We start from the raw sequence: 14,312 nt of genomic DNA on the forward strand, positions 1-14,312 counted from the left end.
AGGGCTGGACGTTGACACTGTCCCGGCCCGGCCCGGACGATGGCGCCATGCGTGCGGAGAGGATCACCGATCGGGTCTGTTTCCACGGCGAGGGCCCGGTCTGGTGGGAACGCACGCGGCAACTCCGTTTCGTCGACATGTTCGCCGGCGACGTCCTGACCCTCGACGGCGACCGGGTCACCCGGACGCCGGTGGGCTCGCCGGTCGCCGCGGTGATCCGGCCGCGGCTGGGCGGCGGCGCGATCGTGGCGCGCGAGCACGACCTGGCGATCAGCAACCTGGACGACCTCTCCGACCTGGCCGGCTTCGTCACCGTGGACGCCGACCCCGGCTTCCGCTGCAACGACGGCGGCTGCGACCCGGACGGCGGCTTCTGGATCGGCACGCTGGCCTACGGGTTCGCCGCCGGGGCGGGAACGCTGTACCAGCTGGACGCCGGCTCGCTGCGTCCGCGTCCGGTCGTGCCGGGGCTGACGATCAGCAACGGGCTGGGCTGGAGCCCGGACACCCAGGTGATGTACCTCAACGACTCGGGCGAGGGCGTCACCTGGGCGTTCGACTACGACCCGCTGGAGGGTCCGCTGAACCGGCGGGAGTTCTCCCGGGCGGGGGCGGGGGTCCCCGACGGGCTGTGCGTGGACGCCGAGGGCGGGGTGTGGGTGGCCCGCTACGACGGCGGCTGCGTGCAGCGGCTCGACCCGTCCGGGGCGGTGGACGCCGTGGTGGAGGTGCCCGGCGCATCGAAGGTGACGGCCTGCACCTTCGGGGGCTCCGACCTCGGCACCCTCTACGTCACCACCTCACGGGAGAACCTGCCCGAGGACGCGGAGCCGGACGCCGGGTCGCTGTTCGCCGTCCGCCCGGGCGTGACCGGGCTGCCTGCACAGGGCTTCGCCGGCTGAGGGCGACGGTGGCGACCCACGACTACCGACAGCCCACCCTCTCCCGCACCGACCCGGCGAGGGTGCTGGTCACGGGTGGTGCCGGTTTCATCGGCGCCAACTTCGTGCGCCTCCTGCTCGCCGACACAGCCTGGTCGGTCACCGTCCTGGATTCCCTCACCTACGCGGGCCATCGCCGTTCCCTCTCCGGACTCGACCCGAACCGGCTCACTCTCGTCGAGGGGTCCGTCTGCGACGCCGACCTCGTCGACCGGATCGTGGCCGACCACGACCTCGTGGTGCACTTCGCCGCCGAGTCGCACAACGACACCTCGCTCCGCGACCCGGCGCCGTTCGTCCAGACCAACCTCGTCGGCACCTTCACCCTGCTGGAGGCTGTCCGGAACCACGACCGGCGCTTCCACCACGTCTCCACCGACGAGGTCTTCGGCGAGCTGTCCCTGGCGGATCTGACCCGCTTCACCGAGACCACGCCCTACAACCCGTCCAGCCCGTACTCGGCGACCAAGGCCGGCTCGGACCTCCTCGTCCGGGCCTGGGTGCGCTCGTTCGGTGTCCGCGCGACGATCAGCAACTGCTCGAACAACTACGGCCCCTACCAGCACCTGGAGAAGTTCATCCCGCGCCAGATCACCCGCATCCTCGACGGCGTCCGTCCCCGGCTCTACGGCGACGGCCGCCAGGTTCGCGACTGGATCCACGTCGACGACCACAACCGAGCCGTCCTCGCCATCCTCACGGCGGGGCGGCTCGGCGAGACCTACCTGATCGGGGCGGACGGGGAGCGGGACAACCGCAGTGTGCTCGAGCTCGTCCTCAGGCTGATGGGCCAACCGGACGACGCCTACGACCACGTCGCAGATCGGCCGGGCCACGACCTGCGCTACGCCATCGATGCGACCAAGCTCCGCACCGAACTGGGCTGGGAACCGCAGCGTCGCGACTTCGCCTCGGGACTCGCCACCACCATCGAGTGGTACCGCGCCAACGAGGCCTGGTGGCGTCCGCTGGTGGCAGCCGACAGGGCACACGGACGCCACGGCTGACCCGGCCGCCCCCGCCGCCCGCACGTCCGGTGGAGGCGCGTGGGTGCACGGTGCGGAGCGAACCTGTACGAAGCCTGTGAGACGGGTTGGCAAGGGGTGTCACCTTCTGGCAAACTTCACGTCGTCTGGCAGACCACTTGGGGGAGTAGGCGTCGGACCGGCTGACCCGGGGGGGATCAGTCGTTGGGGGATTTTGGTCAGAGCCGGGGGGATCATGACCACATTCAGTGCTTACCTTGACGCACTCGCAGGCAACGCAGATTCCAGGGCACGGTCGCGCAGGCATCGCGCCGCGACTCCCGCCGCTCAGCACGCCATCCTGATCGCGATGGACGGGGTCCTGCTGACTCTCGCTCTCGTCCTCGCCACGTTTGCTCGCGGCATGCTGCCCTTCGGGGACGAGCTCGGCGGTCACATGGTGGTGGTCGGACCACTGCTCGTGCTGGTCTGGCTGGGCCTGCTGTGGGGCTTCGGCAGCTACCAGCTGCGGCACCAGCGCGCCGGCGTGATCGAGTACAAGCGCGTGGTGATGGCGTCCTTCACCATGGCCGGCACCGTCGGCATCACCAGCTACCTCCTCAAGGCCGAGTTCCCGCGCGGGCTCTTCGTGCTGCTGTTCTCCGCCGGCACCGTTGCGCTCATCGTGTCCCGCTTCGCCCGTCGCCAGCTCATGCACGCCATCCACCGCAGGGGCGCCCTGCTCACACCCGTCGCGGTCGCGGGGGACGCCGGCCACGTGGACGCCATCGCCAAGGTCCTGCGCCGCGAGTCGTGGCTCGGCTACCGGGTCGTGGGTGCCGTGACCGGTGATCGCTCGGCCGCCACCCCCGGAGGCCTGCCGATCCTGGGCTCGACGGCCGAGACGGTCGCCGTGATCGAGGAGCACGACATCGCGACCGTGATCTTCGCCGAGGGTTCCTTCGCCACTCCCGCCGACTTCCGGAGGATGGCGTGGGAGCTGGAGGAGAAGGACATCCAGATGATCATGGTGCCGACGCTCACCGACGTCAGCGCCCAGCGGCTCGACGTCCGGCCGGTCGCCGGCCTGCCGCTGGTGGACGTCGACCGCCCGCAGGCGATCGAGGCCGCGCGCTGGATCAAGCGCGTCTGGGACGTGGTCGGCTCCGCGGTGATCCTGCTCCTCGCCGCCCCCGTGATGGGGCTGGTGGCGCTCGCGATCAAGCTGGAGGACGGCGGCCCGGTCATGTTCCGCCAGCGCCGGGTCGGGCTCAAGGGCGAGGAGTTCGACTGCTTGAAGTTCCGCAGCATGTGCACCGACGCCGAGGCACGTCTCGCGGCACTGATGGCCCAGAACGAGGGCGCTGGCCCCCTGTTCAAGATGACGCACGATCCGCGGATCACGCGGGTGGGCCGGTTCATTCGCCGGTTCTCCCTCGATGAGCTCCCGCAGCTGTGGAACGCCCTCCGCGGTGACATGAGCCTGGTCGGACCCCGCCCGGCGCTGCCCGCTGAGGTTGCTCAGTACGACTCCGACACTCGTCGCCGACTCGACGTCCGTCCGGGTCTGACGGGCCTGTGGCAGGTCTCGGGACGGTCCAACCTGTCCTGGGACGACACGGTCCGCCTCGACCTGTACTACGTCGACAACTGGTCGATGGTGCAGGACCTGATGATCCTGGCCAAGACTGCCAGGGCCGTCGTGGGATCCTCGGGAGCCTACTGAGCATCCGGTGGTGCTGGTCCGAAATCCCCTCCCGGCACCACCGTGCTTCTCCTGACCGGCGGGCCCTTCGACACCTCAACGGTGCGAGCGGGCCCGTCGGTCAGTTCCTGGCCAGGGTGACGTCCAGCAGGAGGTCCTCGGAGAGCGCCGTGTTCACCGTCACGCCCGCACCGGTGCTGACGACGGGCACCTCGGTGCCCGAGACCCGGAACCGGGCCGACGCCGTGACCACCTTCCAACCGGCCGGCGCTGAGACCGTGACGGACGCCTCCGTCTCGACCAGGTCAGCCTGTTTGGCCACCAGCAACCCGTAGTGGCGTTGCCCGGAGGCGTCCGCCGCTGCCAGGGCCCGCGGGACGACCGAGTCCAGCGCCACCTCGTGCGACTCGCCGGGGTCGAGCCGGAAGTACTGGCCGAACGTCGGCAGGCCGGTCCGGTCCACCAATGACTCGAACCCCGAGTCCGTGTCGGCGACGGTGCCGGCGAGCCGATGCACGCGCACGTAGTTGGCCAGCCACTGCTGCGGGACGCCGAGGAGGAGCTCGTCGCTCTTCGTGTAGCCGAGCGTGAGCGTGGTGTCGGCGCTGCCGTCCTCGGCGAGCGCCACCTGGTAGGCGAGCGACTTGGTGACGCCGTAGTTCGCCTTGCTCGGCTTGATCACGCCGTTGCTGACGGCAAGGAGGTCTGTCGTGCCTGCCGGCGGGGCGATCGCACCGGACCACCCCGCGTCCACCATCGCCGCCTGTGCGGCGGTGTCGGTGAAGTACACCTGGATGTGTTTCCCGTTCGCGGCGCCCACCAACGCCTCGAGCGTCGGGATCGCCTTGTCGGCGGGCAGCGCCGAGACCTGCCCGAAGAGGCTGTCCACGAGCGAGACGATCGCGAGCTTCCTCAGGGAGCGATCGTCCTGCCCGCTGTGCTCGAAATGCACGACCATGTTGAGCAGCGCCATCGCGTTCTCCGCCGTCACCGGCGTGCTGGTCTCCGGAATGGTGACCGGGCCGTACACCTTCAGCAGCGCCTGGAGCATGGGGATGTCGACGGCGACGATCCCGTCGACCTTCGGCTGCTGCATGTTCTCCCAGAACTTCAGCATCATCGTGGTGCTGGTGGGGAAGTCCATCCACCAGTTGGTGTTCCGGAAGTAGAAGTGGTTGTCGTTCACCTGGCCGCCGTCCGGCAGTGGCTCGTTGAGGGTGTCCCTGGGCAGGGTGTAGATGTCGGAGAACGAGTCGAGCGTGAAGCCTGCCGGACCGAACCGCAGCATGCCGAACGTGCCCATGAAGCCGCCCGTGGGACGCAGCTCGGAGCTGTTCTGCGCGACGACGAGGAACGTGTGGTCTCCGGAGAAGAGGTAGCGCTGGAGTTCGAGGAGCGCGGGGGCGCGGCCGAGCAGGCCACTGTACGGAGCCACGAGTTCTCGCACCTGGCTGACCGCGTCGGCAAGGGGAGCCACGAGCCCGTCGGGGGAGAGCCCTGACTGCCGGTCGGACACCACGGCCAGCGAGGTGAGCGCCGACTCCAGCCGGGGACCGGCCAGCGCGACGAGCCGGGTGAGCCGGTTGTCGCCGGTCACCTCCCCCGCCTCCGTCATCAGCCGGGTCAGTTCGGACCCCGCGGACGATCCCTCCGCGCCGATCGTGGCGAGGTCGTCGGCGGCGGCGAGTTGGTGGCCGAGTAGCGGGATCACGTGCAGCCACTCGGGTCCGAGCAGTGCCCGCGCGCTCGCGAACTCTGCCTCGGCCTTCTCGAAGGACGCGGTGGCCGCGGCCGGGTCGTCCTTCCGGAGGCTCGCCAGCGCCGCGGACGCGTCCGCCTTGCCCGCACCGGCCAGGGACGCGAACTCGCGGGCCTGGCTGTACCCCCACCAGCCGACACCGATTCCCACGGCCACGACCACGGCGACAGTGGTCCACGTCCCCCTACGCTTCACGCCGCCACGATAGCGGGGCACCCAATCCGTTCCGACGGCGGCGCGTCCCCCCGCGCAGGACTCCGGGCGGCGGGGTTCGATAGCTTTGGCGCATGCCGCGCATCGCCCCGTTCCGAGCCGTCCGCTACGCTCCCGGCGCCGACCTCCAGAAAGTGATCGCCCCGCCGTACGACGTCCTCTCGCCGGCAGACGTGGCGGACCTCGCGGCGCTGGACGCGCACAACATCGTGCACGTCGACGTGCCCAGCGGCGGCGCTGATCGCTACGAGGTGGCCGCGCGCACGCTGGCCGAATGGCTGGCCGACGGCGTCCTCGTCCAGGACGCCGCACCGTCCCTCACGATCTACCGGATGGCGTTCACGGACGCGACCGGAACCTCCCGGACGATCGTCGGCGTCCTGTGCGGGCTCGAGGTGGTCGACGTCGACGCCGGCGGCGTCCTGCCCCACGAGCGGACGACGGCGAAGGCGGTCACCGACCGCCTCGACCTCACCAGGGCGACGGCCGCCAACCTGTCCCCGGTCTGGGGCCTCTCGCTCGCGAGCGGGCTCACCGCCGCGCTCGCCGAGCCCGGTGAGCCGGTCGGCGAGGTCCGCTTCGACGGCGTCGTGCACACCGTGGAGCGCATCAGCGACCCGCAGCGGATCGCGGCCATCACGGAGGTCCTCGCCGCCGACGACGTCCTGATCGCCGACGGTCACCACCGCTACTCAATCTCCCGCACCTACCGCGACGAGGTGCGCGCGGCCACCGGCCGCGACGACACCGAGGCCGAGTTCACCCTCACCTTCGTGAACGAACTGGTCGCGGACCAGCTCAGCATCGAGGCGATCCACCGGGTCTACACAGGCACGACCATCGAGCAGCTGCGGACGGACCTCGCCGGCAGCTTCGACCTCGAGCCCGCCCCGGCCCCGACGCCGGCCCTGCTCGCGGAGATGGTCCGGCTCGGTCGCCTCGTCCTGGTCGCCCCGGACGGTTCCGCCGAGTGGCTGGTGCCGAAGGCGGGCGCCTTCGACGGCGTCCGGGCGCTCGACGGGGCGTACCTCGAGCACGCGCTCGCCGACTCCGCTGCCGAGGTGACCTACCAGCACGGCCTCGACGAGCTGCTCTCGGTGGTGGGGTCGGGAGAGGTGACGGCGGGGATCCTGATCCGGCCCACCTCGCTGGAGGAGATCCAGCGGACCGCGCGCGAGGGCCTCCTGATGCCGCCCAAGTCCACGTTCTTCACCCCGAAGCTGCGCACCGGCCTGCTCGTCCGTCCCACCGCAGCGACCCCGCGCTCCTGATCCGGGAGGGCCGGCCACCCGGGGATGCCCGGGAGCGCGGGGCGCGCTAGCCTTCCGGAATGCCCGACGTTCCCTTTCCCGGCATCGAACTGCGCCACAGGGGCGGCCACTACGCCGTCCTCGACAGCGGCGCCCAGGTTCTCTCGTGGAGCCCGCCCGGCCAGAACACCGTCCTCTGGGTGAGCCCCGTGGCCGACTTCGAGCCCGGCGTCGTCGTGCGGGGCGGCGTCCCCGTCGTGTTCCCCTGGTTCGGCTCCGGCAGCTCCGGCGACCGGTCGCCGTCCCACGGATTCGCCCGCACGGCGGCGTGGCGGCGAGGAGACGTCGTCAACGAGCTCTCGAGCACCGGGACGCTCCGGGTGCGGCACACCCTCGACGAGACCGGCCTGGACAGCGCGCCGTTCTCGGCCGTGGTCGACGTCACGTTCACCCATGACGCGCTGACGGCCTCGCTGACCGTCACCAACACCGGGACCGCCACCTTCACCTACGAGGAGGCCCTGCACACCTACCTCGCCGTGTCGGACGTGACCCGGATCAGCGTCGAAGGACTCGACGGGTGTGCGTACCTCGACAAGGCGGACGGCGCGGGGCCGGACGAGGTGCGCCAGACCGGCACGGTGCGGTTCGACGACGAGGTGGACCGGATCTACCGCCACACCGGCTCAGCGGTCGTCACCGATCCCGGCTGGGCGCGGACGCTGACCGTCGCCAAGGACGGGTCGGCGAACACCGTCGTGTGGAATCCGGGTCCGGTGAAGGGCTCCGCGTTGGCGGACGTCGGCCGCTACTGGACCGGCTTCGTCTGCGTCGAGGCCGGCAACGTCCGGGACGCGGCGATCAGCCTCGAGCCGGGTGAACTGCACATCCTGACGCAGACCGTGCACATCGCCTGACATATGACCGCGACCGCCCGCGTGGTGACGTCGCTACGTAGAAATCGGTAGCCTGACCGTTGTTCAGCATCAGCGTCGAGGAGATGGCATGACATCGCGCATCGAGAACCCGTCCTTCCGCAGCAAGGTCACCACGGCGGAGGAGGCGGCGAAGCTGATCAAGCACGGCATGAACGTCGGCTTCTCCGGCTTCACCGGCGCCGGTTACCCCAAGGAAGTGCCGATCGCACTCGCCGCGCAGATCAAGGAGGCCCACGAGCGCGGCGACGAGTTCATGATCGGCATGTGGACGGGCGCGTCCACCGCCCCGGAGCTGGACGGCGCCCTGGCCGAGGTGGACGGTGTCTCCTTCCGCACCCCGTACCAGTCCGACCCGATCATGCGGGCCAAGATCAACGCCGGCATCTCGGAGTACTCCGACATCCACCTGTCCCACCTCGCGCCGATGGTGTGGGAGGGCTTCCTCGGCAAGCTCGACATGGCCGTCGTCGAGGTCACCGCGATCGCCGAGGACGGCGAGCTCGTCCCGTCCTCCTCAGTCGGGAACAACAAGACGTACCTGCAGGAGGCCGAGCAGATCATCCTCGAGGTGAACAGCTGGCAGAGCCGCGACCTGGAGGGCATGCACGACATCTACTACCGGGCCGCGCTGCCCCCGAACCGGCTGCCGGTGCCGCTGACCCACCCCGGCGACCGGATCGGCCAGCGGAACTTCCGGGTCGACCCGAAGAAGATCGTCGCGATCATCGAGACCGACGACGCCGACCGCAACACCCCGTTCAAGCCGCTGGACGACGACTCGCGGGCGATCGCGGAGAACCTCCTCGACTTCCTCGCCAACGAGGTCAAGCAGCACCGGCTGCCGAAGAACCTGCTGCCCCTGCAGTCGGGCGTGGGCAACATCGCCAACGCCGTGCTCGCCGGCCTGCTGGACGGTCCGTTCGAGTACCTGACCTCGTACACCGAGGTGATCCAGGACGGCATGGTCGACCTGATCGACTCCGGCAAGATGACGATCGCGTCCGCCACCGCCTTCTCGCTCAGCCCCGAGTACGCGCACCGGATGAACGAGCGCGCCAAGGACTACCGCTCGCGGATCATCCTGCGCCCGCAGGAGATCTCGAACCACCCGGAGATGATCCGCCGCCTCGGCGTGATCGCCTGCAACGGCATGATCGAGGCCGACATCTACGGCAACGTGAACTCCACCCACATCATGGGCTCGAAGATGCAGAACGGCATCGGCGGATCGGCGGACTTCACCCGCAACGCCTACATCTCGGCGTTCGTCACCCCGTCCACGGCGAAGGGGGGCGCGATCTCCGCGATCGTGCCGATGGTCTCCCACCACGACCACACCGAACACGACGTGCAGGTGCTGATCACCGAGCAGGGCCTGGCCGACCTGCGGGGGCTCTCGCCCAAGCAGCGCGCCAAGGTGATCATCGAGAACTGCGCGCACCCCGACTACCGGCCGATGCTGCAGGAGTACTACGAGCACTCGCTGAAGGTCGCCAACGGGCTGCACACCCCGCACGACCTGCGCCAGGCGCACAGCTGGCACGTCCGGTTCCTCGAGTCGGGGACGATGAAGGCCTGAGGGAAGCCGAACGGCCCGCCGCACACGCGGCGGGCCGTCCGCTGTCCGGGGGCTCGCGCGCAGACTCGATCGGATCTGCCCACTCGATCGCCTTTCGGTGCTTCCGGTGCCCTGATGAGCCATCGAGTGCGCGAATCCGATCAACACCCCCGCAGGCGCAGGACCTCCCGAACGACCCGCACGACATAATCGACGTCGTCGAGGTGCTCCCACGTGAACCGGATCACCAGGTAGCCCGCGGCGATGTAGACGTTCTGGGTCTCGCGATCGCGGCGGAACGGGCCGGCCCGATCGTGGGTCTCGCGTCCGTCCACCTCGATGATCACCCGCGCGGCGCGGAACCGGGCGTCGGGATGGAAGACGGAGCCACCGATGTCGAGTGGCCGATTACCCACCCAGTCCCGGAAGCCTGCCTCCCGCAGGATGCGGTGGAGACGCAGTTCGGCGTAGGACCACGGATTGCCCTCGCACGCGGTGATCGCCCGTACCCGCTCGGCGTGGCCGCGAGAGCCCGCCAGGGCGCGCGTGGCCAGCGTGAGTTCATCGAAGGTCGCCAGCCGGAGTCGCAGCTCTCGCAGGCAGACCGGCCATCTTCCCGCGCGGCCAGTTCCGCGGCGGCGTAGGCCGGAGTGACGACTCGCAGGCCCATCGCCTGCGTCACGAAGTCGGGCGGAACCCTCCGGCGCACCACGGCGACGCGATGGCGCGACCGCAGGGTGGGATGGACGAGTCTCGCGGTGGAGTCGGCGAGCGAAGGGAGCCACAGCCCGGCCGCCGACGTGTCATGGATGATGCCTGCCGGCGCCGACCACTGCGTCACTGCCCGCAACCAGGCGAGCGAGGACGTGTCCCCGGTGGCCAGGAAGACCCCGGGGAGCGGGTTGGCGAGCAGCCCGGCTCGGGCGAGCCGTCGCATCGTGGGGCTCAGCGCCGGGTGGGCGCGAGCCGTGATCACGCCCTGGTCCGCCAGAACCGCCTCGATCGTGGGATGCACGCCCGACATCCTCGGCAGCCGTGACGGCGAGCGCTCACCCGTCCACAGGCTCGGCGCCGGCCAACCGGGCTGTGGATAACGCAACGCGCTCGGATCTGCGCACTCGATCGTCGTGTGACGCCCGTCAGAGGGCATCCACGCTGTCGAGTGAGCAAATCCGAGCGCCTCGGAGCGGCGGCGCCCCCTGCGGGGCCGAACCCTGCCGGGCGCACTGCACCGGTGGGCACCCGATCCCCCCGCATCCCGGTGGACGCCGGGATCCCCAGCTGGCGATGCGGCCTGGGGCTCCCCGGTGTTTCCCGGGAGGACGGGTGGGAGACGTGGGTGCCCAACCGACTCCGTTCCTTCTCAGAACCCGTACACCTTCACCGGGTGCAGGGAGGTGGTCGTGGTGTTGTCGCCGAGCTGCCCGTAGAAGTTGTAGCCCCAGCACTTGACGGCCTTCTTCGCGGTCAGGGCGCAGGAGTGGTTGCTGCCGAGGGTCACCTTGGACGCCTTGTCGAGGTTGTAGACGGACACGGGAACCAAGGAATTGGTGGTCGTGTTGTCGCCGAGCTCGCCGTAGCCGTTGTAACCCCAGCACTTCACCTTGCCGGCCTTCGTCACCGCACAGGTGTGGGTGTACGACGGCTTCACCGAGGCGACCTTCTTGGTCAGGCCCGTCACCTGGACGGGCTTGAGTGAAGTGGTCGTGGTGTTGTTGCCGAGTTGCCCGTAGTCGTTGTAGCCCCAGCACTTGGCCGCGCCCTTCGAGGTCACCCCGCAGGTGGTGAAGATGCCGGCGGAGAGAGCCTTCACCCCGCTGGTCATGCCGTACACCGTCACCGGCTTCGGGGAGTTGGTCGCGGTGTTGTCGCCGAGTTGGCCGTACGCGTTGTAGCCCCAGCAGTACGCCTTGCCCTTCGACGTGAGGGCGCAGGAATGCTCGTAGCCGGTGCTGATCGAGCTCACCTTGCTGAGCCCATACACCTGTACGGGGGTGGTCGACGACGTGGTCGTGTTGTCGCCCAGCTGGCCGTACGCGTTGTAGCCCCAGCACCACACCTTGCCCTTCGTGGTCAGCGCACACGTGTGGAGGTAGCCCGCCGAGACCGCCTTGGCCTTGCCGATGCCGGCGACCTGCACCGGCTTCAGCGAGGTCGTCGTGGTGCCGTCACCCAGCGCGCCGTAGCCGTTGTAGCCCCAGCACCACACCTTGCCCGCAGTGGTCAGCGCACACGAGTGGTAGAAGCCACCGGTGACGCTCTTCACACCGTGATCGAGGCCGTACACAGCCACGGGTGCTGCAGAACTGGTCGCCGTGTTGTCACCGAGTTCGCCGTAGCCGTTGTAGCCCCAACAGATCGCCGCGGCCTTCGACGTCACAGCGCAGGTGTGGAGCCATCCTGCGGACACCGTGGAGGCCTTCCTCGTAGTGGCGGCGATGGACACGTCCGCGTCCGTCTTGGCCACCTCGGACTTCTTCACCGTGATCTTCGGACCCGGGACGGGTGCCGGGACGCCCGCGGCGGACGCCATCTCGGGTGTCGCGAGCGCTGCGCCCACCACCACGACCAGACACGCGAGCAGGCGCGTGGAACGACTTGCCATGTCAGACCCCTTTCGGTTCCACCAACGGCTGGTGGTTCCTCCATGGGAGCACCGGGACCGACCCCTGATCGGTAGTAATCCTGCGCACGTCTGTCCCCGGGGGAACAGGGCGGATCAGGGCAGCAGCACGCCCTGGAGGTCGGCGACCGTGTCGACCAGGTAGTCCGGTTGTGCAGCGGCCAGTGCGTCCCGGTCGGCGGCGCCCCACGACACCGCGATGGACGCCATCCCCGCAGCCTTCGCCGCAAGGATGTCGACGACCGCGTCCCCGACGTAGGCCGAATCCCCCGGTCGCCCACCGAGCCGGGCCACGGCGAGCAGCAGGGGCTCGGGGTGGGGTTTGTGCACCGCGGTGTCGTCCATCGCCACCGTCACCGGCAACCGCCCGGCCAGGTCGGCGTGCTGCAGCGACACCTCCGCCGACGTCCGCCGCTTGGACGTGGCGACGCCCGTGAGCACTCCCGCCGCGGCCAGGCCGTCCAGCATCCCGGGGATGCCGGGGAACTGCTCGATCAGCTCGGGAAGGTGCTCGAGGTTCCAGGCGATGTAGGTGTCGATGAGTTCCTGCGCGTGGGAGGGGTGAAGTCGGTGGAAGGTGTCGTACAGCGTCTGACCGATCCATCCACGAGCCTCGTCATCCGTCGGCGTTTCGCCCAAGACGGTGTCCATCGCATGCCGGTAGGACGCGATAATGAGCGGGATAGTGTTCACCACGGTCCCGTCGAGGTCGAAGACGACACAGGGCCACCGAGGTACACACACGTCACAAGAGGATACGACCCGGCCAGAGGAGGGACCGCAGGTGACCACCCAGGCGCCCCGACCGCGGGGACGGCGTCCCGGCCGGACGGACACCAGGGCCGCCATCCAGGCCGCGGCCCTCACGCTCTTCTCCGAGATGGGGTACGAGAAGGTCTCGCTCCGGGCGATCGCGCGCGCGGCCGACGTCGACCCCGCGCTGATCCACCACTATTTCGAGAACAAGGCCGACCTCTTCTCGCGGTCGGTGCTCGACCAGCCGATGGACGCCGACGAGGTGGTCCGCAGGATCCTCGACGGGCCGGCGGAGGGCATCGGGGAGCGCACGATCGCCGCCTTCCTCGACACGTGGGACCGGCCGGGCGCGAGCGAGCGGTTCACCGCCATGCTGCGCGCCGCGGTGACCGACCCCAACGCCCGTCGGCCGCTCTCGGAGTTCCTGGTCAGGGAGGTGCTGGCCAAGGTCGCCGAACACCTCGGTCACCCCGACGCCCGCCTGCGCGCGCAGATCGGGATGAGCCAGATCCTCGGGCTGGCGCTGGCGCGCAACATCCTCGAGCTGCCCGCGCTGGTGAAGGCGCGCAACCCCGTCCTCGTCACCTCGCTGGGAAGGGCGATGCAGGCCTGCCTCGTCGATGCGTGAAGGCGCTGACGTAGGCTGGGCCCCCGACCAGGAGGTGGCAGTGAGCGAGCAGGACGTCGCACCGCAGGGCGCCGGGGCGGGAGAGTCCGTCGGAACCATCGTCGCTCCGCAGCGCCCGGACGCCGGGGAGCCGATCGGGACGCTCGCCGCTCTGTCCGCCCCGGTGATCGGTGTCCCGGACGACCCGCGGACGGGTGAGCCGCGAATCCCGTGGACGGTGCGCGTGGCCAGCGCCCTGTGCTACGTGGGGGTCGCGAACGTTGTCGGCGCCCTGCTGTGGGTGTACTGGAGCGCCGTGCCTAAGGAGGGTTTCGCGGACGCGTCCTGGTTGATGGGGCAGTTCGTCACCGAGCCGGGGTCGCTGGGACGGGTGCTGCTGGCGGTGGCCGTGACGGTGATCACCCTCCTGATCGCGGTGCCGGTGGCGATCACCGGGTACTACGCGTGGACCGGTTACCGATGGACGCGGATCTCGGCGCTCGTCGGTGCGGCCCTGAGCTTCGGCGCCCTCACCCTGAACGTGTATGCGTGGCCGACGATCCTGTGGACGGCCGCCGCCGCCGTCCTGCTGTGGACGCCGCCGACCGCCCGCTACTTCGTTGCCTGGTGGGCCCGGCGCCACCCCGAACAGCACTTCGCGCCGCCCACGACGAACGTCTACTACGGCCCGCTCCCCCGCTACCGCCGCGACTGATCCGGGTTGCGTCCACCACAAGGTGGACGGAAAATCGCGACTACGCCGCACAACGGTCCACCTTGAGGAGGACGGCGCCCAGGTCCACGACAAGGTGGACGGAAAATCGCGAACTCGCCACACAACGGTCCACCTTGACGTGGACGGGACCACCAGATCCCGGGTCAAGCCCGGGATGACAGTGACCCGTCATCCCGGCGAAAGCCGGGATCTCCTCCCCCACAAAGAGGACGATCCCGCGGCGAACTCACCGCACAACCGTCCACCTTGACGCGGGCGCCA

12 protein-coding genes are annotated in these 14,312 nt (G+C 69.7%); 8 read left to right on the forward strand and 4 right to left on the reverse strand.

What is annotated here, in order from left to right; translation table 11 throughout:
- Nucleotides 1-47: 47 nt before the first annotated feature.
- The 3 genes from QM779_RS10760 to QM779_RS10770 all read left to right on the forward strand — a co-directional run bounded on the left by QM779_RS10760 (nucleotide 48) and on the right by QM779_RS10770 (nucleotide 3,632).
- Complete coding sequence (locus QM779_RS10760) at nucleotides 48-902, forward strand: SMP-30/gluconolactonase/LRE family protein (RefSeq protein WP_428535016.1); 855 nt, start codon at nucleotides 48-50, stop codon at nucleotides 900-902.
- A gap of 8 nt (nucleotides 903-910) precedes the next feature.
- Nucleotides 911-1,948, forward strand: coding sequence for a dTDP-glucose 4,6-dehydratase (rfbB, locus tag QM779_RS10765; RefSeq protein WP_428535018.1), 1,038 nt, complete (start codon nucleotides 911-913; stop codon nucleotides 1,946-1,948).
- 328 nt (nucleotides 1,949-2,276) lie between these two features.
- The gene (locus QM779_RS10770; protein ID WP_428535020.1) at nucleotides 2,277-3,632 is read left to right on the forward strand and encodes a sugar transferase; all 1,356 of its coding nucleotides are present in this window, start codon (nucleotides 2,277-2,279) and stop codon (nucleotides 3,630-3,632) included.
- A gap of 100 nt (nucleotides 3,633-3,732) precedes the next feature.
- Here the strand turns inward: QM779_RS10770 and QM779_RS10775 are convergent, their stop codons facing one another.
- Nucleotides 3,733-5,565 carry a DUF4012 domain-containing protein gene (locus QM779_RS10775; RefSeq protein ID WP_428535022.1) on the reverse strand — a complete coding sequence of 611 codons (1,833 nt, stop codon included), beginning with the start codon at nucleotides 5,563-5,565 and terminating at the stop codon, nucleotides 3,733-3,735.
- A gap of 92 nt (nucleotides 5,566-5,657) precedes the next feature.
- Here QM779_RS10775 and QM779_RS10780 point away from each other — a divergent pair, with 92 nt between their 5' ends.
- The 3 genes from QM779_RS10780 (at nucleotide 5,658) to QM779_RS10790 (ending at nucleotide 9,350) form a co-directional block, all read left to right on the forward strand.
- Nucleotides 5,658-6,854 (forward strand): DUF1015 family protein, encoded by a 1,197-nt coding sequence (locus QM779_RS10780; protein ID WP_428535024.1) that lies wholly within the window; start codon nucleotides 5,658-5,660, stop codon nucleotides 6,852-6,854.
- Nucleotides 6,855-6,913: 59 nt separating this feature from the next.
- Entirely contained in the window at nucleotides 6,914-7,750 is an 837-nt protein-coding gene (locus tag QM779_RS10785; protein WP_428535026.1) for a D-hexose-6-phosphate mutarotase, read from the forward strand.
- Nucleotides 7,751-7,838: 88 nt separating this feature from the next.
- The gene (locus QM779_RS10790) at nucleotides 7,839-9,350 is read left to right on the forward strand and encodes an acetyl-CoA hydrolase/transferase family protein (protein ID WP_428535028.1); all 1,512 of its coding nucleotides are present in this window, start codon (nucleotides 7,839-7,841) and stop codon (nucleotides 9,348-9,350) included.
- 140 nt (nucleotides 9,351-9,490) lie between these two features.
- Here QM779_RS10790 and QM779_RS10795 read toward each other — a convergent pair whose 3' ends face one another.
- The 3 genes from QM779_RS10795 to QM779_RS10805 form a co-directional block, all read right to left on the reverse strand.
- A complete protein-coding gene (locus tag QM779_RS10795) occupies nucleotides 9,491-10,114 on the reverse strand; it encodes a DUF559 domain-containing protein (protein WP_428535030.1) in 624 nt (207 codons plus the stop codon).
- Nucleotides 10,115-10,692: 578 nt separating this feature from the next.
- Entirely contained in the window at nucleotides 10,693-11,934 is a 1,242-nt protein-coding gene (locus QM779_RS10800; protein WP_428535032.1) for an RCC1 domain-containing protein, read from the reverse strand.
- A gap of 114 nt (nucleotides 11,935-12,048) precedes the next feature.
- On the reverse strand, nucleotides 12,049-12,744 hold the full coding sequence (locus QM779_RS10805) for an HAD family hydrolase (protein WP_428535034.1): 696 nt from the start codon (nucleotides 12,742-12,744) through the stop codon (nucleotides 12,049-12,051).
- On the opposite strand from QM779_RS10805, the gene QM779_RS10810 reads away from it, so the two are divergent.
- Both QM779_RS10810 and QM779_RS10815 read left to right on the forward strand, forming a co-directional pair.
- Nucleotides 12,737-13,336 carry a TetR family transcriptional regulator gene (locus QM779_RS10810; protein ID WP_428535036.1) on the forward strand — a complete coding sequence of 200 codons (600 nt, stop codon included), beginning with the start codon at nucleotides 12,737-12,739 and terminating at the stop codon, nucleotides 13,334-13,336. The genes QM779_RS10805 and QM779_RS10810 overlap by 8 nt on opposite strands.
- Nucleotides 13,337-13,376: 40 nt before the next feature.
- Nucleotides 13,377-14,030 carry a hypothetical protein gene (locus tag QM779_RS10815; RefSeq protein ID WP_428535038.1) on the forward strand — a complete coding sequence of 218 codons (654 nt, stop codon included), beginning with the start codon at nucleotides 13,377-13,379 and terminating at the stop codon, nucleotides 14,028-14,030.
- Nucleotides 14,031-14,312 lie beyond the last annotated feature (282 nt).

The sequence above is a fragment of the Propionicimonas sp. genome (assembly GCF_049840635.1).
In the GTDB taxonomy this organism is placed as follows: Bacteria; Actinomycetota; Actinomycetes; order Propionibacteriales; family Propionibacteriaceae; genus Propionicimonas.

Excerpts from the sequence above, each read along its gene's own strand:
- QM779_RS10760 (WP_428535016.1), top strand. The coding sequence starts at position 48 with ATGCGTGCGGAGAGGATCACCGATCGGGTCTGTTTCCACGGCGAGGGC.
- QM779_RS10770 (WP_428535020.1), top strand. The coding sequence starts at position 2,277 with ATGGACGGGGTCCTGCTGACTCTCGCTCTCGTCCTCGCCACGTTTGCT.
- QM779_RS10780 (WP_428535024.1), top strand. The coding sequence starts at position 5,658 with ATGCCGCGCATCGCCCCGTTCCGAGCCGTCCGCTACGCTCCCGGCGCC.
- QM779_RS10785 (WP_428535026.1), top strand. The coding sequence starts at position 6,914 with ATGCCCGACGTTCCCTTTCCCGGCATCGAACTGCGCCACAGGGGCGGC.
- QM779_RS10790 (WP_428535028.1), top strand. The coding sequence starts at position 7,839 with ATGACATCGCGCATCGAGAACCCGTCCTTCCGCAGCAAGGTCACCACG.
- QM779_RS10800 (WP_428535032.1), bottom strand. The coding sequence starts at position 11,934 with ATGGCAAGTCGTTCCACGCGCCTGCTCGCGTGTCTGGTCGTGGTGGTG.